At 59.5% G+C, this 22,750-nt stretch carries 23 protein-coding genes; 13 read left to right on the top strand and 10 right to left on the bottom strand.

Features of this window, described 5'->3' with window-relative positions:
• Positions 1-20 precede the first annotated feature (20 nt).
• Entirely contained in the window at positions 21-1,397 is a 1,377-nt protein-coding gene (locus D1224_RS15610) for an amidohydrolase (RefSeq protein ID WP_119380855.1), read from the top strand.
• Here D1224_RS15610 and D1224_RS15605 read toward each other — a convergent pair.
• The 4 genes from D1224_RS15605 to D1224_RS15590 all read right to left on the bottom strand — a co-directional run bounded on the left by D1224_RS15605 (position 1,389) and on the right by D1224_RS15590 (position 5,564).
• Complete coding sequence (locus D1224_RS15605) at positions 1,389-2,357, bottom strand: alpha/beta fold hydrolase (protein ID WP_119380997.1); 969 nt, start codon at positions 2,355-2,357, stop codon at positions 1,389-1,391. The genes D1224_RS15610 and D1224_RS15605 overlap by 9 nt on opposite strands.
• A 120-nt stretch (positions 2,358-2,477) precedes the next feature.
• The gene (locus D1224_RS15600) at positions 2,478-3,161 is read right to left on the bottom strand and encodes a hypothetical protein (protein WP_119380854.1); all 684 of its coding nucleotides are present in this window, start codon (positions 3,159-3,161) and stop codon (positions 2,478-2,480) included.
• Between the two features lie 73 nt (positions 3,162-3,234).
• The gene (locus tag D1224_RS15595) at positions 3,235-4,437 is read right to left on the bottom strand and encodes an acyl-CoA dehydrogenase family protein (RefSeq protein WP_119380853.1); all 1,203 of its coding nucleotides are present in this window, start codon (positions 4,435-4,437) and stop codon (positions 3,235-3,237) included.
• 11 nt (positions 4,438-4,448) lie between these two features.
• Complete coding sequence (locus D1224_RS15590; RefSeq protein WP_119380852.1) at positions 4,449-5,564, bottom strand: acyl-CoA dehydrogenase family protein; 1,116 nt, start codon at positions 5,562-5,564, stop codon at positions 4,449-4,451.
• A 175-nt stretch (positions 5,565-5,739) separates the two neighbouring features.
• On the opposite strand from D1224_RS15590, the gene D1224_RS15585 reads away from it, so the two are divergent.
• From D1224_RS15585 to D1224_RS15575, 3 genes are all read left to right on the top strand, one after another.
• Complete coding sequence (locus D1224_RS15585; protein WP_119380851.1) at positions 5,740-6,312, top strand: hypothetical protein; 573 nt, start codon at positions 5,740-5,742, stop codon at positions 6,310-6,312.
• Between the two features lie 86 nt (positions 6,313-6,398).
• Entirely contained in the window at positions 6,399-8,993 is a 2,595-nt protein-coding gene (gene pepN, locus D1224_RS15580; RefSeq protein WP_407647476.1) for an aminopeptidase N, read from the top strand.
• An 81-nt stretch (positions 8,994-9,074) separates the two neighbouring features.
• On the top strand, positions 9,075-11,444 hold the full coding sequence (locus tag D1224_RS15575) for a PAS domain-containing sensor histidine kinase (RefSeq protein WP_119380849.1): 2,370 nt from the start codon (positions 9,075-9,077) through the stop codon (positions 11,442-11,444).
• On the opposite strand, the gene D1224_RS15570 is transcribed toward D1224_RS15575, so the two are convergent.
• Genes D1224_RS15570 through D1224_RS15555 form a run of 4 tightly spaced genes read right to left on the bottom strand, consistent with a single transcriptional unit; the run spans position 11,445 to position 14,921 of the window.
• Positions 11,445-12,068: an ABC-type transport auxiliary lipoprotein family protein gene (locus D1224_RS15570; RefSeq protein WP_119380848.1), complete on the bottom strand. Its 624-nt coding sequence runs from the start codon at positions 12,066-12,068 to the stop codon at positions 11,445-11,447.
• Positions 12,065-13,027 (bottom strand): MlaD family protein, encoded by a 963-nt coding sequence (locus D1224_RS15565; RefSeq protein WP_119380847.1) that lies wholly within the window; start codon positions 13,025-13,027, stop codon positions 12,065-12,067. The genes D1224_RS15570 and D1224_RS15565 overlap by 4 nt, the downstream gene beginning before the upstream one ends.
• Positions 13,027-13,797 carry an ABC transporter ATP-binding protein gene (locus D1224_RS15560; protein ID WP_119380846.1) on the bottom strand — a complete coding sequence of 257 codons (771 nt, stop codon included), beginning with the start codon at positions 13,795-13,797 and terminating at the stop codon, positions 13,027-13,029. The genes D1224_RS15565 and D1224_RS15560 overlap by 1 nt, the downstream gene beginning before the upstream one ends.
• A complete protein-coding gene (locus tag D1224_RS15555; protein ID WP_119380845.1) occupies positions 13,794-14,921 on the bottom strand; it encodes an ABC transporter permease in 1,128 nt (375 codons plus the stop codon). Before D1224_RS15555 ends, D1224_RS15560 begins: the two co-directional genes overlap by 4 nt.
• A gap of 101 nt (positions 14,922-15,022) precedes the next feature.
• On the opposite strand from D1224_RS15555, the gene dgcA reads away from it, so the two are divergent.
• On the top strand, positions 15,023-16,000 hold the full coding sequence (dgcA, locus tag D1224_RS15550; RefSeq protein WP_119380844.1) for an N-acetyl-D-Glu racemase DgcA: 978 nt from the start codon (positions 15,023-15,025) through the stop codon (positions 15,998-16,000).
• On the opposite strand, the gene D1224_RS15545 is transcribed toward dgcA, so the two are convergent.
• Both D1224_RS15545 and D1224_RS15540 read right to left on the bottom strand, forming a co-directional pair.
• A complete protein-coding gene (locus tag D1224_RS15545) occupies positions 15,997-17,094 on the bottom strand; it encodes a hypothetical protein (RefSeq protein ID WP_119380843.1) in 1,098 nt (365 codons plus the stop codon). The two genes, dgcA and D1224_RS15545, sit on opposite strands and share 4 nt — an antisense overlap.
• 5 nt (positions 17,095-17,099) lie before the next feature.
• Positions 17,100-17,504 (bottom strand): VOC family protein, encoded by a 405-nt coding sequence (locus D1224_RS15540; protein WP_119380842.1) that lies wholly within the window; start codon positions 17,502-17,504, stop codon positions 17,100-17,102.
• A 98-nt stretch (positions 17,505-17,602) separates the two neighbouring features.
• Between D1224_RS15540 and D1224_RS15535 the strand changes: the two genes are divergently transcribed.
• From D1224_RS15535 to D1224_RS15505, 8 genes are all read left to right on the top strand, one after another.
• Positions 17,603-18,022, top strand: a complete 420-nt coding sequence (locus tag D1224_RS15535; protein ID WP_119380841.1) for a PaaI family thioesterase — start codon at positions 17,603-17,605, stop codon at positions 18,020-18,022.
• A 92-nt stretch (positions 18,023-18,114) separates the two neighbouring features.
• Positions 18,115-19,617: a flavin-containing monooxygenase gene (locus D1224_RS15530; protein ID WP_119380840.1), complete on the top strand. Its 1,503-nt coding sequence runs from the start codon at positions 18,115-18,117 to the stop codon at positions 19,615-19,617.
• Between the two features lie 63 nt (positions 19,618-19,680).
• Positions 19,681-19,893, top strand: coding sequence for a DUF423 domain-containing protein (locus tag D1224_RS16775; protein WP_267897103.1), 213 nt, complete (start codon positions 19,681-19,683; stop codon positions 19,891-19,893).
• Entirely contained in the window at positions 19,890-20,036 is a 147-nt protein-coding gene (locus tag D1224_RS16770; RefSeq protein ID WP_267897102.1) for a DUF423 domain-containing protein, read from the top strand. The genes D1224_RS16775 and D1224_RS16770 overlap by 4 nt, the downstream gene beginning before the upstream one ends.
• 134 nt (positions 20,037-20,170) lie before the next feature.
• Positions 20,171-20,377, top strand: coding sequence for a hypothetical protein (locus tag D1224_RS15520; protein WP_147372416.1), 207 nt, complete (start codon positions 20,171-20,173; stop codon positions 20,375-20,377).
• A 108-nt stretch (positions 20,378-20,485) separates the two neighbouring features.
• The gene (locus D1224_RS15515) at positions 20,486-21,256 is read left to right on the top strand and encodes an SDR family NAD(P)-dependent oxidoreductase (protein ID WP_119380996.1); all 771 of its coding nucleotides are present in this window, start codon (positions 20,486-20,488) and stop codon (positions 21,254-21,256) included.
• 13 nt (positions 21,257-21,269) lie between these two features.
• Positions 21,270-21,641 (top strand): tRNA-binding protein, encoded by a 372-nt coding sequence (locus tag D1224_RS15510; RefSeq protein ID WP_119380838.1) that lies wholly within the window; start codon positions 21,270-21,272, stop codon positions 21,639-21,641.
• Positions 21,638-22,126, top strand: coding sequence for a PaaI family thioesterase (locus tag D1224_RS15505; protein WP_119380837.1), 489 nt, complete (start codon positions 21,638-21,640; stop codon positions 22,124-22,126). Before D1224_RS15510 ends, D1224_RS15505 begins: the two co-directional genes overlap by 4 nt.
• Positions 22,127-22,750: the final 624 nt, after the last annotated feature.

Raw genomic sequence — 22,750 nt, 5'->3', positions numbered from 1 at the left:
AAACGAAAAGGGACAAGACCATGGTTTCCAGACTGAAACTGACCGCCTGCGCCTCCGCTCTCTGCATGATGCTGTCGACGCCAGCCTTTGCGCAGCAATCAGTCCCGGAACCAGGTACCGACCTTGTTGAACTCTATACCTGGCTGCACGCCAACCCAGAGCTGTCTTTCAAGGAATCGACCTCGGCCTCGATCATGGCAGCCGAGCTCAAAGCGCTTGGCTTTACTGTCACCACGGGACTTGGCGATGAATGGACGCGCGTGAAGTCGCAGCGCGACGAAGGCACGATCCGCGAAGGCGTGGGCGGTTATGGCGTCGTCGGCGTGCTCGAAAACGGCGAAGGCCCGACCGTCCTGATCCGGGCAGACATGGACGCCCTGCCAGTCCCCGAACAGACCGGTCTCGACTATGCTTCAGAAGTCGTCAGCACGACCTGGACTGGCGTGGAAAGCCCGGTCATGCACGCATGTGGTCACGACATTCACATGACCAGCTGGGTCGGTACCGCACGTGAGTTGATCGAGAACAAGGACGACTGGTCCGGCACGCTGGTGATGCTTGCTCAGCCTGCGGAAGAATTGGGCCTTGGCGCGAAAGCTCTGCTTGAGGAAGGTCTGTATCAGGATTTTCCGCTACCTGATTATAATCTGGCGCTTCATGTCAGCGCTGGGACGCCCGCAGGCACGGTCTCCTATTCGTCTGGCTATGCCCTAGCCAATGTCGACAGTGTAGATATCCTGGTCAAAGGCGTCGGCGGTCATGGTGCCTATCCGCACACGACGAAGGACCCGATCGTCATCGGCTCATCCATCGTCATGGCATTGCAGACGCTTGTGTCCCGTAACGTCGACCCGCAAACGCCTGCGGTTGTCACAGTCGGCTCGTTCACGGCCGGCGCTAAGCACAACATCATTTCGGATGGTGCGGAGCTTTTGCTGACCGTCCGCTCCTATGACGATGCCACACGCCAGCTTCTGCTCGATGGCATCACGCGGATCGCCAAAGCACAGGCTGAAGCCTTCGGTGCGCCGGAACCTGAAATTTCCATCGATAATGACTACACGCCGTCGACCTACAACACGCCTGCCCTCACGGACAAAGCGATGACAGCCATCCGCGCCGCCATAGGGGAAGACAATGTCAGCGAGGTGACACCCGTCATGGGCGGCGAGGATTTCTCTCAGTATGGCCGTACCGAAGAAGATGTGCCGGGCCTCATCTTCTGGCTCGGCGCCGTGAACCCCGAAAAGTTCGAAAGCGCACAGGGCGGCCCACTGCCACTTCCCTCGCTCCATTCACCCTTCTTTGCGCCGGACGCACCGCCAACCATTGAAACCGGCGTCACGTCGATGACGGCCGCGGCGCTCGCCCTCTTCAACGAGACGGCGTCAGAGTGATTTCAACCAGTCCAGCAGGATCGCGTTCACTTCATCCGGACGCTCCTGCTGGGTCCAGTGGCCGCAACCCTCTAGCAGGTGCGCGGCTTTCAGGTTTGGCAAATTAGGCTTCATCGCCTCCACCGGATCGCCTGGAAACATCTTCAGAACCAGATCGCGCGTACCGCCAATGAACAGGCTGGGCTGGTAGATCTTGCTGTCATCCCGTGCCGTCAGAAAGGCATGATCGCGCTCATGATTTCTGTATCGGTTGAGTGGGCCGCGAAAGCCTGACTGCCTGAACTGTGAGTCGTAATAGGCGACGTCTTCCTCGTTCAGCCAAGGCAGCGGCATGTCTGGCTCAGGCAGCCGGTGGAGAAGCGTATCGCCATGCTTCTTGTCGATCGGCCATGTGCCGTCGGGCGCATCGCCTGATATGGCGTAGTAGAATTTCCGAATGGTCGCGGCGGGATCAGCTTCCAGTTCCGCCTCCGGCGGGCCCTGATCCTGGAAATAGACCTGGTAGAAGAACATGCCACGCGCGGTAAAGAACTCGCGAAAGACCTGAATGGCTGGCTTGTCCCCGAGCGGAACATACGGGACCGAAAGGCCGGCCACAGCCCGGAACTGGTCTGGATAGAGAAGCGCTGCATTCCAGGCGATGGGCGCGCCCCAGTCGTGACCAACGACCACAGCCGGCCCATCAGGCTGAAGCGCTTTCGCGACCCCTGCGATGTCAGCCGTGATCGTTTCCATGTCATAGGCTTCGACAGGCTCTGGCTTATCAGAGCCCCCATAGCCGCGCACATCGACAGCAACCGCGCGATATCCAGCATCACCAAGCGCGGTCAGCTGATGGCGCCAGGAATACCAGCTTTCCGGAAAACCGTGCACGAAGAGGACAAGCGACCCATCCGCTGGGCCCTCTGCGGCGACCCGCAATTTGATGCCGTTCGTCTCTACATTAAAAAATTCGGGCATGTCGCGCATCCTGCTTTGCGGGCCGCACCATTCATGCGTCGGCCTCTCATCAGGGCAAACTCTGGCATTCAATGAAAAGTCCCGCAATGATCGCGTCACGGAAGCTAGAATTGGTGGCGATTATTGCCCGGACGCTTCGGCGCGCTGGCTCTGATTTATAGCGATAACCGTCTCAGGATGGGTGAAGAACCGATAGCCGACATCCTGACCATGGTCCTCGATGGCCTGAAGGAAGGTCGCAAACTCAATCGGGATGATATTGACCGGGTCGTTCGCCGTTTCGTCGCTGCCAGCCAGTTTTTCAGAAAGCGCCTGCGCGTCCGAGTAGCTCGTCATGACCGGGGTGACCGGCCCCTCGGCCGTCTGCAGCTGAACCTCAAGACTGCCGCTCGTGACAAAGAAAACCGGTGCCATGAAGTCGCCGACTTCAGGGGTCAGTTCACGCGCATTGGCAATTTCGCCCTGCGACCCCTGAAAGATGATCGCCCCCTTCCAGTCAAGGAGAAGCCTGCCAAGATCGACAATACGGATCTTCATCGACTGGTCTTCAAGCGGTGCGAGCTGGGCCTGCGCCGCGCCGGGCGTCAGAAACACCACGATGGCTGGGTCGCCCTCTTCCGACTGCACGGATGCGATACCGCCGTCAGGATTGGAGAGAACGGCGACCTGCAGCCCCTGCAGCGCGACGATCATGGGGTTCGGCGCAGCGGCCTGGGCGCGCTGCGGCTGGGTGGCCTCCTGCGCCTGAACCAAGGGAGTACCGACAGCGAGCGCGGCAGCGGCACAGGTCAGTAGACGTTTCATGAAAACTCCCCAAAAGAACGCGTAACGGGCGCAGGCTTAACACCTGCGCCCGCATTCGCAAGGAGAGACCTGACTAGCCCTGTTTCAATTCGTCAAAGGGCACTTTCTTGTCCACGCGGACATCCTGGGGCAGGCCCAGAACGCGCTCGGCGATAATATTTTTCAGGATCTCGTCGGTACCGCCGGCAATGCGAAGGCCCGGCGCCCACATGAAGCTCTGCTGGAACAGCGCATTCGCAGGCATCGTGTCGGTATCATTCATGATGCCGTAATGATCCTGCATCTCGATGGCCGAGTTACAGATATCCTGAAGCTGGTTTGCGGTGATGATCTTGCCGATGGAGTTTTCAGGCCCCGGCGTACCACCGCGCGACAGAGCGGTCTGGGTGCGGAACTTGGTCAGGCTGTAGCCCTGCGCTGCAACATACCAGTCTGCAAGTTTTTCACGGAAAGCCTGATCGCTCAGGGAACCCGTATCGCGGGCATATTCCATGATCTCCTTCCAGTCCGGGCCCGGCGAACCGCCAACAGCCAGACGCTCATTCATCAGCGTGACCAACGCGACCTTCCAGCCGTCGCCAACCTCGCCCAGACGATCAGAATCCGGGATCCGGACATCCGTGAAGTAGACTTCGTTGAATTCACGCCCGCCGGATGCTTGGTGGATCGGCTTCGCTTCAACGCCCTGCTGGTGCATGTCCACGATGAACATGGTCAGGCCCTTATGCTTTGGAGCCTTTGGGTCGGTGCGGGTCAGCACGATACCGTAGTCCGAGAAGTGCGCGCCGGTGGTCCACACCTTCTGGCCATTGATGACCCACTCATCGCCATCCTTGATGGCGCGCGTCTTCACACCCGCAACGTCAGAACCTGCAGCCGGCTCAGAGAAGAGCTGGCACCAGATTTCCTCGCCGCGCAGGGCCTTTTCGACATAGCGCTTCTTATGTTCGTCAGAGCCGAACGCGATGACGGTCGGCACACACATGCCAAGGCCGATGGTGAATGGGCCGGTTGGCGCGTCGAACTTGCTCTCTTCCTGGTTCCAGATGACCTGCTGCATGGACGAACCACCACGGCCGCCCCATTCCTTGGGCCAGGTAATCTGCGCAAAGCCGCCTTCGGCTTTGGTTTTCTGCCATTCCTTGGCGCGCTTCAGGAAGTCCTCACCTGACGGGCGGCGCGGGGAATTGGCGTCTTTTGGTTTCAGGTGTTTCTCAAGGAAGCTGCGTGCTTCGACGCGGAATTCGGCTTCTTCTTTTGTGTCGTTGAAGTCCATTTAAAGTCCTCCTAGGCGGCGTTCTTGCGCTCAAGTGCGCTAACGAGTTTCTCTTTCCAGACCTTGGGCGACCCAGCCTGAACCGCAAGCAGCTTGGCCCGGCGATAGAAGAGGTGACAGTCGACTTCCCAGGTGAAGCCCATGCCACCATGCGTCTGGATATTCTCCTTCGAAGCAAACCAGTAGGCTTCACTGGCCGCAAGGCGGGATGATGCCGCAGCCTCTGGAAGCTCTGACGCATCGGTCGAAAGCGCCCACGCGCCATAGTAGCAGTTCGAACGGGCGACCTGGTTCTTTACGTACATGTCAGCGAGCTTGTGCTTGATCGCCTGGTTGCCGCCAATCGGGCGGCCAAAGGCGTAGCGATCCTTTGCAAACTCGGTCGCCATTTCGAGGCACCGGTCTGCGCCGCCAAGCTGTTCAAACGCCAGCAGCACCGCTGCATGATCGAGCACGCGATTGTGGTAGTCTTCACCCTCGCCAGCCTTCCCGAGACGCTGAGCCGGGGCACCGTCAAATGTGATTTCCGCGTGGCTCCGCGTAGGCTCAAGCGTACTGACCTTCTTGCGGCTGACGCCCTCACCGGTGAGGTCGACCAGCACGAGGCTCGCACCAGAGCCTTCCTTGGCAAGCACGACAGCATGGGTCGCAATGTCGCCGTCAGTTACCGGGATCTTCGTGCCAGTCAGCTTCGAGCCATCGAATGTGGTTTTCAGCTTGGATGGCTCCGGATTACCCGGCCCTTCGCTGGCCGCGTAACAGCCGACAACTTCGCCGCTAACGACCTTCTCGAGGACGTCCTTTTTCTGGTCTTCGGAGCCAGCTGCCTTGAGCGCTTCTGCGAAGAAATACGTGGTCGATGCGAACGGCACCGGCGCCAGCGCGCGACCCATTTCTTCAGCGATCACGCAAAGCTCCAGCATGCCGAGACCAAGCCCGCCATACTCTTCCGGAATGGCCGTACCGATCCAGCCCATCTCGACGACCTTGTTCCAGACACCTTCATGGTGGCTCTTGTCGTCATCGTTCAGCACCTCACGGACATGCGCGGTGGTGCACTGTGCATTGAGAAATTTGCGCGCCTCGCCCGCGAGAAATTTCTGGTCCTCTGAAAAGTCGAAATTCATACGACCTCATCTCCCTTTGTAAGCCTCTAGAACCGAACCATAGCGCGGTCTGGGCGGCCGAAAAGCGGTATCGCAGGGTAAGGAAGCTGCGGCGAATTGGGTCAAATTTTATCGACCTGTTTCACCGCGTCTCAAAACTGCTGTGCGATAGCAACGCGCAGACGGGAGTATGCGAATGGCCAAGGCACTGTTTCACAAGTCGCAGCGGGTTTTCATCAAGCCCGTGGGCACATGGGGAATCATCGAAAAAGTCATCCCGCACTGGGTAAAGGACGTCGAAGAGCCCCTGCGCGTGACCTATGATGTAGGGCTCGGCCGTGAGTTTTCCGCTCCAGAGCTCGTCTCTGAAGAAGTGATGCACGGGCGCTCCAAGTCGCGGATGGAAGAAGATCCGACGACCGAACACTGGCGCATCCAGCGTGCTAAGAATCGCTGGCAGGAAAGCGATGACGTCTCTGGCCACCCTTTTCCGGGCACCTTTCCGGTCGTCATGACCGATGAAAATGACTGGGGCGGCTGGCGCGTGCCAGGGTCGGAGTATGACCGCGACCCTCAAAAAATCGAATACCAGGCCCGGCTTATCGTGAATTCGCCGCAACTACTGTCCATGGTGCGCAAGCTAGCAGAATATACTGCCCGCCACCCGGACCAGGTGCCTGACGAGATGAAGGCGCTGCTGAAACCCGCCAAGGACGCCCTGCGCCACATCTATGATGTCGCAAGTGCGCCAAGACAGGCTGCAGAGTAAACTCAGCCCGGCCCACCACAGGTGATTGAGAGCCCCCAGAAGACATCCTATCTGTCATGCAGGACGATGACAGAGGATAAACCATGTTGCGCACAGACACGCCCGTTTCGGTAAAGCTGGAAGAGTACACACCCTATCCATTCGAGATCGATCAGGTCTCGCTGGACTTCTCTCTCGAACCGGCGGCGACACGGGTGAAGGCGCGCATGAATGTACGCCGCACGCAGCCCGGCCCGTTTGTTCTGGACGGCGTCAAACTCAAGCTCAACGACATTCGCCTCGACGGCAAGCCACTCGGTCCGGACGCCTATGAGCTGACGGACGAAACGCTGACGATCAAAGAAGTCCCGGACGCGTTTGTTCTCGAAACCGACGTCACAATCAATCCATCTGCCAATACGGCGCTCTCAGGTCTGTATATCTCCGGTGGGCGTTTCTGTAGCCAGTGCGAGGCGACCGGCTTTCGCCACATTACCTACTGGCCTGACCGTCCCGACGTGATGAGCCGCTTCCATGTGCGTATGGATGCGGACAAATCGAAATACCCCATCCTCCTCTCCAATGGCACACCGGGCGAAAGCGGCGACCATTCAGATGGGCGCCACTTTGCCGAATGGGACGACCCGCACCCAAAGCCATCCTATCTCTTCGCCCTCTGCGCAGGCGATTATGACGTCTGGCGTGACACCTTCACCACGATGAATGGCGACCATGTCGACCTCGGTGTCTATGTCGACAAAGGTCAAGCCAAGAGCGCCGAATGGGCGATGGAAAGCCTCAAGGCTTCCATGAAATGGGATGAGGAGCGTTTCGGCCGCGCCTACGATCTTGGCGTCTTCAACATCGTCGCCGTCCGAGACTTCAATTTCGGCGCCATGGAGAACAAAGGCCTCAACATCTTCAACTCGGCCTATGTGCTTGCCAGTCAGGAAAGCGCGACCGATGCTGACTTCGAAGCGATCGAAAGCATTGTTGGCCACGAATATTTTCACAACTGGACCGGCAACCGCATCACCTGCCGAGACTGGTTCCAGCTTTGCCTGAAGGAGGGCCTCACCGTCTTCCGTGATCAGGAGTTTTCGTCTGATCTGCGCTCTCGCCCTGTCCAGCGCATCAAGGACGTCATGCGTCTGCGTGCGCGTCAGTTCGCTGAAGATGCCGGCCCACTGGCGCATCCGGTTCGCCCAGACAAGTATGCCTCCATCGACAATCTCTACACGGCAACCGTGTATGAAAAGGGCTCAGAACTAATCCGCGCACTGACCGTCTTTATCGGGATGGACGCGTTCGACAGGGGCATGCAAATCTACTTCGATGAGTATGACGGCACGGCTTCAACGATTGAGGACTTCTACAGCTGCTTTGAGAAAGCCTCGGGCAAGGACCTTAGCCAGTTCCGCCGCTGGTACGCCCAGGCAGGCACGCCTGAAGTGAAGGTCGAGGAAAGCTGGGACGCCGCCAATAGCACGCTGACCCTCACTCTTTCACAGAAGACGCCAGCAACGCCCGGTCAGCCGACCAAAGAGCCTGTGCCGATCCCGCTTCGCACCGCCCTGCTCGACGGCAAGGGCGCGCATCTCAGCGTCGAAGGTTGGGAGAATGGCGAAGGCGTCATCGTTCTCGAAGACGAGAAAATGACCGTCGACCTCAAACTGACGGGCACCAGCGACAAGCCACTTCTCTCCATCAATCGCCAGTTCAGCGCACCGGTCCGCATCGACCGCGAGCTTTCCAATGAGGCGCTACTGGAGCTTGCAGCCGCCGAGACTGACCCGTTCAACATATGGGATAATTTCCAGACCCTGGCACGCACGGAAATCTTCCGCCTTCTCGACAACCCGCAATCGCCGCCTGAAGAAGCGCTCGTTGGCGCGCTTGGCGATGCGGTGCGTTCAAACGAGAGTGACCCAGCCTTTGCGGCGTTGCTGACTGCGCTGCCCGATATCGGTGAACTCTTCCAGCACCGCGAACCTGTGGACCCGGCCGGCCTTAATGATGCGCGCAAACGCCTGCGCAAGGCCCTCGGCGAGAATTTGAAAGCCGACGCTGAACGCATTCTTGCCGCGCCGTCCCCTGCCCCATTTGAGCCAAATGCCGAGCAGGCTGGCATCCGCGCCCTGCGCTCTGCGATGATCGGACTGACAGGTGCACTCGACACTGCCGATGCCTCGCGCAAACTGAAAAGCCTGTTCGATGCGGCGCCTAACATGACCGAAAGCCTTGCCTGTCTGCGCACTCTCGTGCCTTTCCAGACGCAAGAGCGCGACGAAGCGATCCAGACCTTCTACGAAACCTGGAAAGAGAACCCGCTGGTCATCGACAAATGGTTTGCCGTTCAGGCGGGTCAGGGCACGGCTGACGATGCCCGCCGCCTGTCGCAACATACCGACTTCGACCTTTCCAACCCGAACCGGGTGCGGTCGGTCGCGGCGGCCTTCTCGATGACGAACCTGGCCGCCTTCCATGCCCGCGACGGTGAGGGCCACAAGGTTATTGGGGACATCATCCTTGATGCCGACAAGCGAAACCCGGCCCTCGCCGCCCGCCTGCTCACCAGCTTTGAGCAGTGGCGCAAGCTGGAGCCGGTCGCGAAGGCCAGCGCGGAGAAAGTGCTGAAAGACCTCCAGTCTCAGTCGCTATCGAAGAACGCCTCCGACATTCTCGCCCGCGCCCTCGGTTAGGGCGGCAAGCCCCTATTAACCCTAACGAAAAGCTTTTCTGGTCATGCAGGAAGGTGGACTGGGTTATTAAGGGGCACGCTCTTGGCGAAGCGGACAGACAGCGAGAAGCGTCCCAAGCGGAGCGCTGAAGGCCGCGCGGCCTCTCCTGCGGTTCTGGTCGTCACATTCGCGATCTTGGCGGCCTCTATCGCAATGGTCGCCTGGAACGCCCAGACAACCCGTGATGCCAATGCCCTTCGCCTGGCTGAGCGCGATGCGCTTCTGACCGCCCATGCCCTGAATGCCGCGGCTGACCGGACGGCCGAGCAGTTCAATCAATTAAGAGGGGCCGGGCGCAGTGTCGGTAGTATCGACGCAAGCGATATTGGCGTCGACAGCGTGATCTCCATTCAGGCTGCCGGGAGGTCTAACGATCAGCGGAACCGCGAGCTTGCAAACCGCGCGCGCGACATGATCGCTTCTGGCCTACGCATGCGCGTCACGCCGAATAATGAAATCATGCTGGTGCACGCGCTGAACGATGGGTCCGGCATCATCTCCAGGGCGTCGTTCGACAAATGGCTGACGGGCGCAAACGCATCCCAGCGGATCATTCTCAGCGGTGACCGCACTGTCTCTATAGGCGGTGAGAACGTTCTGCCTCCAAATGCGGCCGTCCTCAACGGTCAGGGCAACTACCGCTGGCAGGGCCTGACCAATCGCTCGCTGACGGCCTGCTCTGATGTCGCAGGTGCGAACTTCCGGCTGTGTCTCAACCGCTCAGGCCCGCTCCTCACGCAGGCCAACGCCCTTCAGTTTCTCCTGTACGCCATCCTGCTCGGAGCACCTGCCCTTGCTGTCTTTGGTCTTTACCGGACAGCTCGTGGTGCCAGACCTGAGACGGAAGAGGCCCAGCGCGAAGCTCCTGGCGTTGTGCGCGTCGCAACCGCGGCGGAGAACAGTCAGGTTGGCGCCTGGCAGATCACACCTGAGGCAGGCAAGGTCTGGATCAATGATCAGACGGCCCGGCTCTTCGGGCTCCAGCTCGCCGGCGAGCTTCACCTGTCCGAATTTATGGATCAGGTATTTCCCGAGCATCGCGAAAACTTCCAGCGCGCGATTGATGCGTGCAGGAGCGGCAAGCCCATGTCCGTCGATGTGGCCACCAAGATGTCGCGCGGCGAAACCTGGGTTGAGTTTCGTGGCAGCATGGACCGGCTGGACCATAGCGCCCAGCCAACCATGAGCGGCGTTGTTTTCGACGTTACCGAAGTTGTGCGGCAAAGAGAGCGCCAGCGCTCTTCCGAAGCGCGCCTGCGTCTTGCCATTGAGAGCTTTCCCTGCCCGTTCGCCCTGTGGGACAATCGGCGCAGGCTCACGTTCTGGAACAAGGCTTTCGCGCAGCTTTTCCAGCTGGAGGATGTCGTCCGGGTCGGCGTCGCATACGAAACCATCATGCTGGCTCGCACCGCGAACACGGTCAGTGAGCGTGGTTCGGAAGAAGACCCGAACACGACCATTGTCGGCCTCTCGACAGGGCAATGGATCAAGGTCGTCGAGCGGCGCTCACCCGCTGGCGGGGTCATCACATTCGGGCTGGACGTCACGCAGGACGTAAAGAGTGAAGACGAACTCATCCGCCAGAAAAAGAAACTCAGCGCCGCCGTTCAGGAACTCGCCCGCTCTGAAGGTCACAACGCAGAGCTTGCGCATAAATATAATGAAGAGAAGGCCAAAGCCGAACGCTCAGCTGATTCCAAAAGCGCATTTCTCGCCAATATGAGCCACGAGTTGCGCACGCCGCTAAACGCGATCAACGGCTTCTCCGAAATCCTCGTCAACGAGATGTATGGCGCCCTCGGTGATGAACGTTACCGTGACTATGCGCGCGATATCCTGACGTCTGGCCAGCATCTTCTCGACATGATCAATGACATTCTCGACATCGCCAAGATCGAGGCGGGCAAGATGACGATCGATCCGAAACCGATCGACCTTGTGGACCCCGTCGATGCAGCCGTGCGCATGATACGGCGCAAGGCAGAGGAAAAGAGCGTCGATCTTTCGCTACAGGCACCTGATAACCTGCCAGAAGTTGACGCAGACCACCGCGCCGTTCGCCAGATGGTCCTCAACCTGCTCTCGAACGCGATCAAGTTCACAGATGAAGGCGGCAAAGTAATAGTTGCTGTTCAGGACAAGGGCGACTTCGTGAGGGTCGCGGTGCGCGACACAGGTGTCGGCATACCGAAAGAACATCTGCCACGGCTCGCACAGCCTTTTGAGCAGGTCCATGAAACGCGCGAGCGCAATTATGAGGGCACCGGTCTCGGCCTTGCCCTCACCAAATCCTTCGCCGAAATGCATGGCGGCCGGTTATCGATCGCCAGTGAAGTCGGCAAGGGCACCATGGTCAGCTTCTACCTGCCAGTCAGCAAGACAACGGCTCGCCCCAGCGTCGCAATTGCCTGATTAATCCGCGGGACTGTCGTCCGCGTCGGTTCCGGCAGGCACGGCCCGCTCTGCGATGAAACCCGCCGCTTTCTCGACGCATAGCCGCCCTGCATCCGAGAGCGCCCGTGCGCGGGCAAGGTCACCCTTCGATGTCGCTTGAGCGCGCGCAGACACAGACGTCTGGGCCACAGGCACACGGCTTCGCCCATCCAGCAGTGTAAGCTGAAGCCCACACACGCCTTGTGTTCCTTCGAGAGAGAATTCTGAGACGCGCCAGTACAGCTCATACTCGCCGCTGACGCCGGTTACATCATCAACCGCAAGGCCCGGACCATCGCCCTTGAAGGCATCGAGCATCGTCACCTGGAACATGCGTGTGGCCCGGTCGGCCCAGGCCACTCCAGCGACAACTTTAAGTCCGCCATCAGGGCTTTGCGAGGTGATCGTACGCGACGCAAAAAGGCGCGGCGCATCGGGCTCGTGGATCACCACATGTGTACGCAGTTCCGCAAGCGCCTCCGGCTCAGCCAGCCGGTAAACGGCTTCAGGCTTGGGTTGCTCGGGCAGGACGGACACACAGCCGCCAGCGACCATCACGATGGCGATCGCGCTCGCGGGCCAGAAGCTTTTCTTGGAGGTCATTCTCCATCCTTCTCATATGGCAGTGGATCACTCCGCAAGAGGCCTTGCGGGTTCTGCTCGATTTCCCGTGTCAGTCGGTCAAGCCGGGCGATGAGGACACGCAGATCCTGCGCAACGATACGGAAGTCGACCACAGCATCGGTGCCCGGTCCTTCAATGACAGTGGCCGCCGAGTCGACAGCTCCCTCTACGCGTTCGATTGCAGACTGGGCAGAGGTCGTCACGCCTTCGAGGTCTTCGGTGATGGCAGAGATTTCCTCGCCGAGCCGTTTGACCTCGACACTTGCATCCCGGCCGAGCTGGCCAAGATCGCGCGAAGCCTGATCAAAGCTCCGGGCGGCCGTGTTAGCGTTCTGGAGAAGGTCATTCACATCCGTAAAGATCTCGCCATTACCGCTCAGCGCCGAAGTAATCGCTTCGACGTTCTGCACGGTGTTGGAAACGGCATCGATATTATCCTGGCTCAGAAGTTCATCGATCCGCTCAAGTGCCAACGTTGCCCGGCCCATGACTTCAGTGCCGCTGGAGACGAGCGCGCTCAGCGGGTTGGACTCGGTTTTGATCTCCGGAATGTTCTCGTTCGATGCGCGCTTCAGCCATTCAGCCTCCGGCTCTCCCGCATTGATCTGAATGAAGGTCACGCCCGTGATACCCGCGAATTCGATAGAGGCGGTTGAGTCGGTCTTCACCGGGGTCTCATTATCGATGCGCAGGCGCGCGCGGACCTTGGACGCGTCATTGCGATCAATACCGATAGAACTGACTTCGCCGACCTTGATGCCGATATACCGGACCGACGCGCCCTCTTCGAGCGTGACCGGACCTTCAAAGACGGCGTCGTAGACATCATAGTCGCGGTTGAATTGCGACTGGCCGAGCCACAGGACAAAACCGAGGGCCGCCAGCGCAGCGATGATGACGAATGCGCCAATCAGCGCATAGTTTGCGCGTGTTTCCATCAGCTCTCTCCAGCCTGTGCTGCCCGCCCACGCGGGCCGCAGAAATAGTCCTGTATCCAGGGGTCGTCATTACGGCGCAGCTCTTCAATGGGCCCTGTCGCGATGACCTTCTTACGGCCAAGTACCGCGATCCGGTCACACGTCGCAACCAGCGTGTCGACATCATGCGTCACAAGAAACACCGTCAGTGACAGCGCGCTTTGTAGTTCGCGCACCAGCGTATCAAAACCTGCTGCGGTGATCGGGTCGAGCCCGGCCGTCGGCTCGTCGAGGAAAAGGATAGGCGGATCAAGGGCAAGAGCGCGCGCCAGCGCCGCCCGTTTGCGCATGCCGCCCGAAAGGTCAGACGGGAATTTAGGCCCTGCGCTATCATCGAGACCGGACATGCGAAGCTTCTGATCGGCGAGCTGCTTCATCAACGGCTCTGGAAGGTCTGTGTGCTCGCGCATGGGGACCATAACGTTCTCACGCACGGTCAGGTTCGAAAACAGCGCACCGTCCTGGAACATGATACCCCAGAGGTTCTGCACCTCCCTGAGATCATCGCCCTCAAGGTCGGTGACATTTCTGTCGAAGACTTCGACCGTGCCGGTTTCTGGCCGCTTGAGCCCGACAATCGCGCGCAGCAGAACGGACTTGCCAGTACCTGAAGGGCCGATCACACCGAGGATCTCTCCCCGCTTAACGTCCAGATCGAGCTCGTCATGCACAACATGTGTGCCGTAGGCTGTGGTCAGTCCGCGGACCTTGATCGCGATGTCCTCGCTCATATGCCAAGCTCCAGATAGAAGACGGCAAACAGCGCATCGATGACGATGATCGAAAACAGCGCCTGGACAACCGACTTCGTGGTCGACTGGCCGAGCGACTGAACGCTGCCACCCACCATCAAGCCCTGGCGACAGCCGATCAGCGCCACGACCAGCCCGAAGACGGGCGCCTTCGACATACCGACCCAGAAATTCTCAATCGGAACATAGCTCTGCAAGCGGTTCATGAACACGGTTGGATTGATATCGAGCGCCAGCCAGCTGACGAACGCGCCACCGCCGACACCGAACAGGATGGCAATCAATGTCAGGACCGGCGTCATGATGAGCATCGCAAAGGCCCGTGGCACGACGAGCACATCCATGGGGTTGAGGCCCAGCGTTGTCATCGCATCGACCTCCTGGCGCATTCGCATCGCGCCGATCTGGGCGGTAAATGCGGAATTTGTACGGCCGGCGAGGATGATGGCTGTCAGGATGACGCCAAACTCGCGCAGGATTGCGATCCCGACCAGCTCGACCGTGAAGATCGTGGCACCGAACTCCGACAGTGTCGTCGCGCCGATAAAGGCAACCACCATGCCAACGAAGAATGAGAGAAAGGCGACGATCGGTACCGCGTCGAGGCCCGAATCCTCCATGACAGATACAAGCGCCGTCCACCGCATCTTTGAAGGACGGGTTACGATGTGCGCCATCGCCATGATGGTTTCGCCCAGAAAGGACAGGGTTTCGACGGTTTCGTCGATAAAATGCATCGTGGCGCGGCCGGTCCGCTCCAGCAGGTCAACGACACCGAACTCTTTCTTGTTCAGTTCGTCATCGGCCTCCGGTCGCAACTCGGCAGCCTGTTTCAAAAGAGCCGTAGCCTGCTCGCTCGCATTGACGGGTTTGACTGTGCCGCCACCTGACCTGCAGGCAAAACGGTCGATGATGAAGGCACCTGCGGTATCGAGCTTTCCAAGCTGCGAACAATCCACCTCAAGGCCTTCGAAACCCGAAGTGTCCTCCGCCGCGAGCGGCTCTGAAATCTTTCCGATCGTGTGGACCGTCCAGTCGCCGGACACGCTGAGCCTGCCGCGCGAGGCGTCGGTGCTCAGCTCATATTCGGGCCTGTCTGGCATGCCGGTTCCTGTACCTCGCTCTAGGCGTATGCGCGCGCGGACCTTGAGCATGACAGCAAGCTGCTTACAACATCCGGCAATAGAGCTAGAGCTTATTGCATATGATTACGCTTTCAATTGAGCACGTTTCGTCCCCGCTGGCGCGGGCGTTTTCCATCTCACGTGGTGCAAAGACAGCAGCCGAATCAGTGCTGGTGACGCTGCAACAGGACGGCTTTACCGGCCGCGGTGAAAGCGTGCCTTACGGCCGCTACGGCGAAACAGTCGAAAGCGTCATCGCCGCCATTGAAAAGCACCGCGCGGAAATCGAGGGTGGCCTCAGCCGTATAGACCTCCAAACCCTCATGCCGCCGGGCGCAGCGCGCTGCGCCGTCGACTGCGCAATGTGGGATCTTGAGGCCAAGCGAACCGGCAAGCCTGTCTGGCAACTTGCCGGGCTGCCGGAACCAGTCCCGCTCGAAACTGCCGTGACGGTCGTTCTCGCCAGCGCAGATGAAATGGCGAACGCGGCGCGTGAGGCGCAGGGCAAACTGCTCAAGGTCAAACTAGGCGGCGATGGTGACATAGACCGCGTGCGCGCCGTGCATGAGGCTCGCCCGGACGCCAGGTTGATCCTTGATGCGAACGAGCAGCTCGAAGCAGGCGCCCTGCCCGGCCTTGCCAGAGAAGCTGCCCGTCTCGGTGTCGTCCTGATCGAACAGCCTTTCGCGGCGGGTAAGGACGCAGCCCTGCTGAAACGTCCTCCAGAGGTGGCGATCTGCGCCGATGAAAGCGCCCATACGCGCGAACAGGTCCAAGACCTTGCCCGCCTTTATGACGCCGTCAACGTCAAGCTCGACAAGACGGGTGGCCTGACCGAAGCCCTCGCCATGGTGCGTGAGGCCAAAGCATGCGGCCTCGGCGTCATGGTCGGCTGTATGGTGGCAGGCTCCGTCAGCATGGCGCCAGCCGTCCTGCTTGGCACGCTTGCCGACGCCATCGATCTCGATGGCCCGCTCTGGCTCTCAAAGGATGTCGAGCATGGCCTGAAATATGAGGGCGGAACCGTATTTCCGCCCTCAAGAGACCTCTGGGGCTAGGCGTCCAGCACGTCCTTCCAGCCGGATGGCGCATGAGGCCCGATAAAGAGCTGCTCCAGCGCGCCGATCCCCTCTGACGATTTTCCGTCCGGTCCCTCATGGGTGACCTTCGAGATCGCCTGGATATGAAGGTTGGTCGGCTCTTTCCAGGTCATGACGCCAGGTTTGAAGTCTTCTCGCTCGATCGCATATTCGCCTTTATAGACGCCGTGCCCCCAGTTTGGATGGCCATAGCCGAGCCCTTTCATCTGGAAGATTGACTGCGGCTCATAGTGAACCTTGTGCAGGCGGCCCTGAGTGTCGGTTACCTCAAGGAGGCCCTTGCTGATCCGCCGCGTGCCAGCCTCATATTCTGCAGTGAACTTCGGGCTATCGAGATGCATCAGCCCCTCTGCGTCCGCGCCGTCCATGCCCAGCACGGAACGGGTGTTCCAGCTGTCACCCTTCTCGTCCTCATTGACGTGGAAATAGACAGCGAGATTCTCGAAATTGAGCGGCGTCCAGACCCAGTAGAACTGGAATGGCTTTTCCGGGACGACCGGCTGCGGGTCCTGCGCCCCGATAGGCCGGATACCCCAGCTGCGGTCGCGCGTGCCGTAATAGCTGGACACGTCTATGCGCTCGCCGTCGATTTCGATCCAGCCATTCCAGTGACCGTTCTGCGTCATGCGGGTGACATCCATCACCGTGCGCGATCCTGACCGGCGCTGGAAACGCGGCTCCTCGACCGGGAAGTGGCGCCCCTCAAAGGTCAGCTCGCCAGAAATTCCTTCAGCACCTTCCAGCGTGATCTTCACTGACTGAAGTGGCTGGAGCACGTCGATCTTCATCGGCCCGACGCGCGTATCCATACGCTCATGGTGCATGACGCGCGACAGGTGGACCGAATGCTGCACACCGTCTTTCAGAACAGAGAATGCCCCGTCCATGATATTCAGATGCGGATAAACCCCATAGGCTGCGCCGAAGAAGACAGAGCCGTCCTTCGAATATCCATTGAAGAAATATCGATCGTAAAAGTTACGGTCGGACCCTGCGACCCAGACAGGTTCAGGTGTCTGGTGGATCGGGTATTCGTCGCCCCAAGTGAGCATATTGGCTAGCCTTTCTTTTCGATACTTGCGCCGAACCCGATAAGGTTTCCGGCAGGGTCCCAGAGGTGAAATTCGCGCATGCCGTGGCCGGGCTGATCCTTCGGTTCAGCCTCAATGCGCCCCGGCACGAAATCGCCATAGGTCGACGCCTCCAGCCATTCGGCATGAAGCAGGTCGAGATGCTCGACACAGGCGATTTCCGTGTAGCAGGCCGTGTTTTCTGCGATCGCCCGGTCAGCGCATTTCCACAGATGAAGCGCCAGCTTGCCGCGCCGGACGATCGCGTAATTCCCATCGTCGAAGACGGCGGTACGAAAGCCCAGATGCTTTTCATACCAGGCGGCAGCATCACCCGGGTCGGGCGCAGCAAATTTCGGTGCCGTGTGTGACCCCTCCAGCGGATCGTACATCCGGTTTCCTTCCCTGTCGTGACCTCTTGGCGGGTCCTTCCTCTTGCCTACACTGTCGAAACCGGAGACCGGGATCAATCACTGACGCGGGGACAGATATGACGACGAAAGTAACCGTAGAGGAAGCAAACGCCTTTCTCGCCAAGGCCTTCAACAGCTCCCAGAATCGCTCGGAAGTTATCCTGATGGAGGATGGCCACGCCATCATGCGCCTCAAGGCGGGGCCGGAACACTTGCGCCCCGGCGGCTACATCTCCGGCCCGACGCAGATGACCATGGCCGACAGCGTGACCTATATGGCCATATTCACACGTCTCGGCATCACGCCGATGACGGTGACGAGCAATCTCAACATCAACTTTTTGCGCCCGTGTATCGGGGAGGCGGTCATCGCCGAAGCACAGCTCATGAAAATGGGAAAAACCCTCGCTGTCGCGGAGGTAGAGATTCGCGCTGAAGGCTCCGACAAGGTCGCCAGCCACGGTATTGTGACCTATTCCATCCCCGCGGCGAATTAGCCGCCTCCCGCTACGTCATACGCATAGCTCCCTATTCGGCCGCCCTCCCGCAGTGCTAGTCTGACTTCATAAAAGTCCAAGGGAGGACAGGTATGAGCGAACAGATTCTCGATGTGCTCATTGTCGGTGCCGGCATTTCCGGCGTCGGGGCTGCCCGGCATATCAAGGCCCGCTGCCCGGGCAAGAAACTGGCCGTCTTCGAAGCACTAGACGGCTTTGGCGGCACATGGAAAGTCCACACCTATCCCGGCATTCGCTCTGACAGTGATCTCTACACCTTCGGCTACCGCGACAAGCCCTGGACAGGCCCACCCATTGCGACTGCCCAAGAGATCCTCACCTATATGGAAGAGTTCATCGAAGAGAACGATCTTGCCCCGCTCATCCATTACAATCACAAGATCACGAAGGCCGAATGGTCCTCGGCGGAAAAGCTCTACACCGTCACCTATGAAACGCCCGATGGCGAGCACACCATAAAGGCGCGCTTCCTCTGGATGTGCCAGGGCTACTACGACCTAGACAAGGGCTACACGCCTGACTGGGACGGGATGGACAGCTTCAAGGGAGAGATCGTCCACCCGCAGGACTGGCCGGACGATATCGACCTTTCAGGCAAGAAAGTCGTTGTCATTGGTTCTGGCGCAACCGCGGCGACACTCGTGCCGAACATCGCGAAGGCCTGCGAACACGTCACCATGCTCCAGAGGTCACCCACCTATTTCTCGACCGGGCGTAACGCGAACGACCTTGCCGACGAACTCCGCCGCCTGGAAATCGATGAGGAGTGGATCCACGCCATCATTCGCAAGAAGGCGCTGACCGATCAACGCGACTTCACAGCCGCCGCACGGTCTGACCCGGATGCCGTGAAAAAAATGCTGTTCGACAACATCAAGGCCGTCATGGGCGAAGATTGCGACATGGCGCCGTTCACGCCGGACTACCGGCCATGGCGCCAGCGTATCGCCTTCGTGCCCGACGGCGACTTCTTCCACGCAGTGCGCGAAGGCCAGGCCAGCGTCGTGACCGACCATATCGACCGGTTTGTCCCAGAAGGCATCAAGCTGAAATCCGGCGAAGTGCTCGAAGCCGACATCATCATCACGGCGACGGGCTTCAATCTGAAATTCCTCGGCAACATCCCCTTTGTCCTCGATGGCGAGGCAGTGGACTTCAATGAACGCCTCACCTGGCGCGGCATGATGGTGGAGGATGTGCCAAACATGCTCTTCGTCTTCGGATATTTCCGCGCCAGCTGGACCTTGCGCGTCGACCTGCTCGGTGACTTCATGGTCCGCCTGCTGGAGCATATGGAGAAGACCGGCGCCTCTGAAGTGCGCCCGGAAATCCCAGCCAGCGAGCGCTCGCTCGAGCGGATCAGCTGGATGGACGCGGTCGACTTCAATCCCGGCTATCTCCAGCGCGGAGAGCATCTGATGCCCAAGCGGATCGATCATCCGGAATGGCAGCACACGCAGGACTACTGGCACGAAAAGGACGCCCTGCCGGAGGTTGACCTCGATGAGGCTTCACTCGTCTATGAGGACGCCTCTGGCCAGCTTGTCCGCAAATCGGAAGCCAACGCCGCCTGAGGCCGAATGAGCCGTTGAAGGCGTGTATCTACCTGCCTTAAGAGTAGGGGGCGGAGGCCCAGAATGGCGTTGACCCTTATCGCTTCAGTCCTTGGTTTTGCCGGTGTCGCCCTTGGCGCATTCGGCGCCCATGGCATGTCTGGCCGGTTCACACCGGAGAGCCGTGGCTGGTGGGAAACCGCCACGCTCTATCTACTCGTACACGCAGTGGCGGTCTTTGCAGCAAGCCTGTCCGGACGCACAGGGCTTTTCTCGACCGGCGGCTGGGCGATATGATCATCGGCGCCGTAATCTTCTCCGGAACGCTCTACGCCATGGCACTCGGCGCACCGCGCTGGTTTGGCGCGATCACCCCGATTGGCGGTCTCGGCCTGCTTGCAGGCTGGGCCCTTTTCGCGGTCGCAGCCCTTCGTTCATGATTACGAACCCAAGTCCCGTCTTTCGCAGAAATCTACTGATTGCCTCGTTTGTGTTGGGGCTCGCTCTAATGCTTTCCGCATATTGGTTTTTCGAACTTCCAAGATTTGAGGATCAGTTTGGCAACCACTGCAACATGTTTGAACTGCGGGAAGACGAGTGCGTCGAGAGCACGCGCGCTTCGACCGGTTACAAGTATGGCGGACTATTCACGATCGGCTCCCTCATGCCCACAGCGCTTCTCGTCGTGTTTCGGGTTTTGCCTATTTCGGCTCTGAAGCATTTTTCGTTTTCCGACCTCTATGTGGATAACAACACTGTCGGCAAACCGAAGAAGAAATAGCAGGCTAACCAATGTGTCCTTGCCTTCAGCATCGGGGATTGGCAGCGCGCGCGATTTGAATATGGTGCGGCGCCAGATACTGCACATGTGAAATAAATGGAGGAAACCATGGCCAGTCTTTTCGATCTCACCGGCAAGGTCGCGCTTATCACCGGGTCGTCGCGCGGCATCGGCAAGTCCATCGCCGAACAGATGGCCGAGCAAGGCGCGAAAGTCGTCATCTCCTCCCGCAAGCCTGGCCCTTGCCAGGAAGTTGCCGAAGCCCTGAACGATAAGCACGGCACTGGCACGGCGATCTCGGTGCCCGCCAACATCTCCTCCAAGGAAGAACTTCAGCACCTTGTCGAAGAAACGCGTGCCTCCTTTGGCAAGATTGACATCCTGGTCTGTAACGCCGCCTCCAACCCGTATTACGGCCCAATGGAAGAGATCGGCGATGAGCAGTTTGAGAAGATCCTGTCGAACAACATCATCTCCAATCACTGGCTGATCCAGATGGTCGCGCCGGAGATGAAAGAACGCAAGGACGGCGCCATCGTGATCATCTCGTCGATTGGCGGCCTGAAAGGTTCGCCTGTTATCGGCGCCTACAACATCTCCAAGGCGGCTGATTTCCAGCTTGCCCGCAACTATGCCATCGAGCTTGGCCCGCACAATATCCGCGTCAACTGCGTCGCCCCCGGGCTCATCAAGACCGACTTTGCCAAGGCGCTCTGGGAGAATCCGGAAAACGCCGCCCGCATCGAGAAAGGTACGCCAATGCGCCGCATTGGCGACCCGGTCGACATTGCAGGCGCAGCCATCTTCCTCGCGTCTGACGCAGGCAAATACATGGCCGGCCAGATGATCGTCGTCGATGGCGGCTCGGTCATCGTCTAGGAAAGTCCAGACTATGCATAAAGTAGACCTGCCGGGCGATGGCCCGGCAGACCCGACCGATTTCGACACGTTCCGCCAGATCGATGTCCGCATCGGCACCGTGCTGGAAGCAGCGCCGCTCGAAGGCGCGCGCAAGCCTGCGATCCGGCTGCTGATCGATTTCGGCCCTGGCGTGGGCGAGAAGAAATCGTCAGCGCAGATCACTGAACACTACACCCCCGAACAGCTTGTCGGTCGACAGGTCATGGCGGTGGTCAACTTCCCGCCGCGCCAGATCGGCAAGTTCATGTCCGAAGTTTTGACCCTTGGCTTCCCCGACGACGGCGGCGCCATTGTGCTGGCCGCACCAGACACGCCAGTCCCGAACGGAGCCCGCCTCGCATGAGCCTTGCCTACAATCCCGAAGACTATTCGCCGATGTTTCAGGGCTTCCTGAAAGGGATCAGCTCTGGTGACTGGCCGAGCAAGCCGAAAGGCATCGCCAAGCTCGGCATCATGCCCGAAGACTGGCTGAAGGAAATCGAGCCGGGCCGCGTCCATTATGTCTGGCCGAATGATGGCAGCCATGACATCCAGCCAGGTCGTGCCTTTGGCGGCTGGGTCGGCGCGCTTTCAGATCACGTCGTCTCAATCTGTATGTTCTCTGCCCTTACCGATGGCGAGGCGTTCACGACGCAGGACCTGCAAATCAAGCTCTTCCGCCCGGTCAGCCACGGCGACATCACCATCACCGCCCACGTTGTAAATCGCTCGAAATCGACCGGCTATATCGAGGCCGAATGGCGCAACGCCGAAGGCAAGCTGCTGGTCAAGGTCCTCGCTTGGAAAGCCATCCGCACGGTGGAAGCCATCCACGGTCGACGGGACTAGGCAATCTAGCGGCACCTGAGGTCTCAAGCATTTCGTTGGGCCTCGCATCTCCGAATTCCCCTGCGTAGGCGGGGATCCAAGGTGCCTTGCCTGAACCGGCAGCTACCATTTCAATTTTACACAATGGGTACCAGCCTGTGCAGGTATCGCCGGAACGTAACGCGTATTTGAAACCGAACCCTCAAAGCACGCGTCGCCCTCGACGGGCGAAAGCCCGTCTGAGGGTCCAGCTCCTGCCATCAGAATTCGTCTCAGCGCCATCAACTCTATCGTTATCCCGGCCTTGAGCCGGGACCCAGAGGAAGCGCGACGCAGCGGCGGGGTCCCGGTCTTGCGCAAGAGCGCAAACCGGGATGACGGCGAGGCAGGGCTGTCGGACAAAACAAATCCATCCCCACCCCCTAAAGCCCGATCCATACTACACGCCTCCCATCACCAGACAGGGCGGTCCGGACCGACCGGGTGGAGATGGTTCTCGCGGCGTAGGTGCCTGCCGGAAAGACCCCGGCAGATGCCTGGCAAAGCGGGAGGGCTCATGGATGGCAATTGCCGCCTATGAGCGGAGTGCGAAGGAGACGAGTGCTGCCGGTATGGGACTAACGGCCCTGCCACAAGGCGGTCCGC

The sequence above is a fragment of the Henriciella barbarensis genome (assembly GCF_003576345.1).
In the GTDB taxonomy this organism is placed as follows: Bacteria; Pseudomonadota; Alphaproteobacteria; order Caulobacterales; family Hyphomonadaceae; genus Henriciella; species Henriciella barbarensis.
The sequence above is the reverse complement of the archived record's forward strand: the minus strand, read 5'-3'. Positions and strand labels throughout refer to the sequence as shown.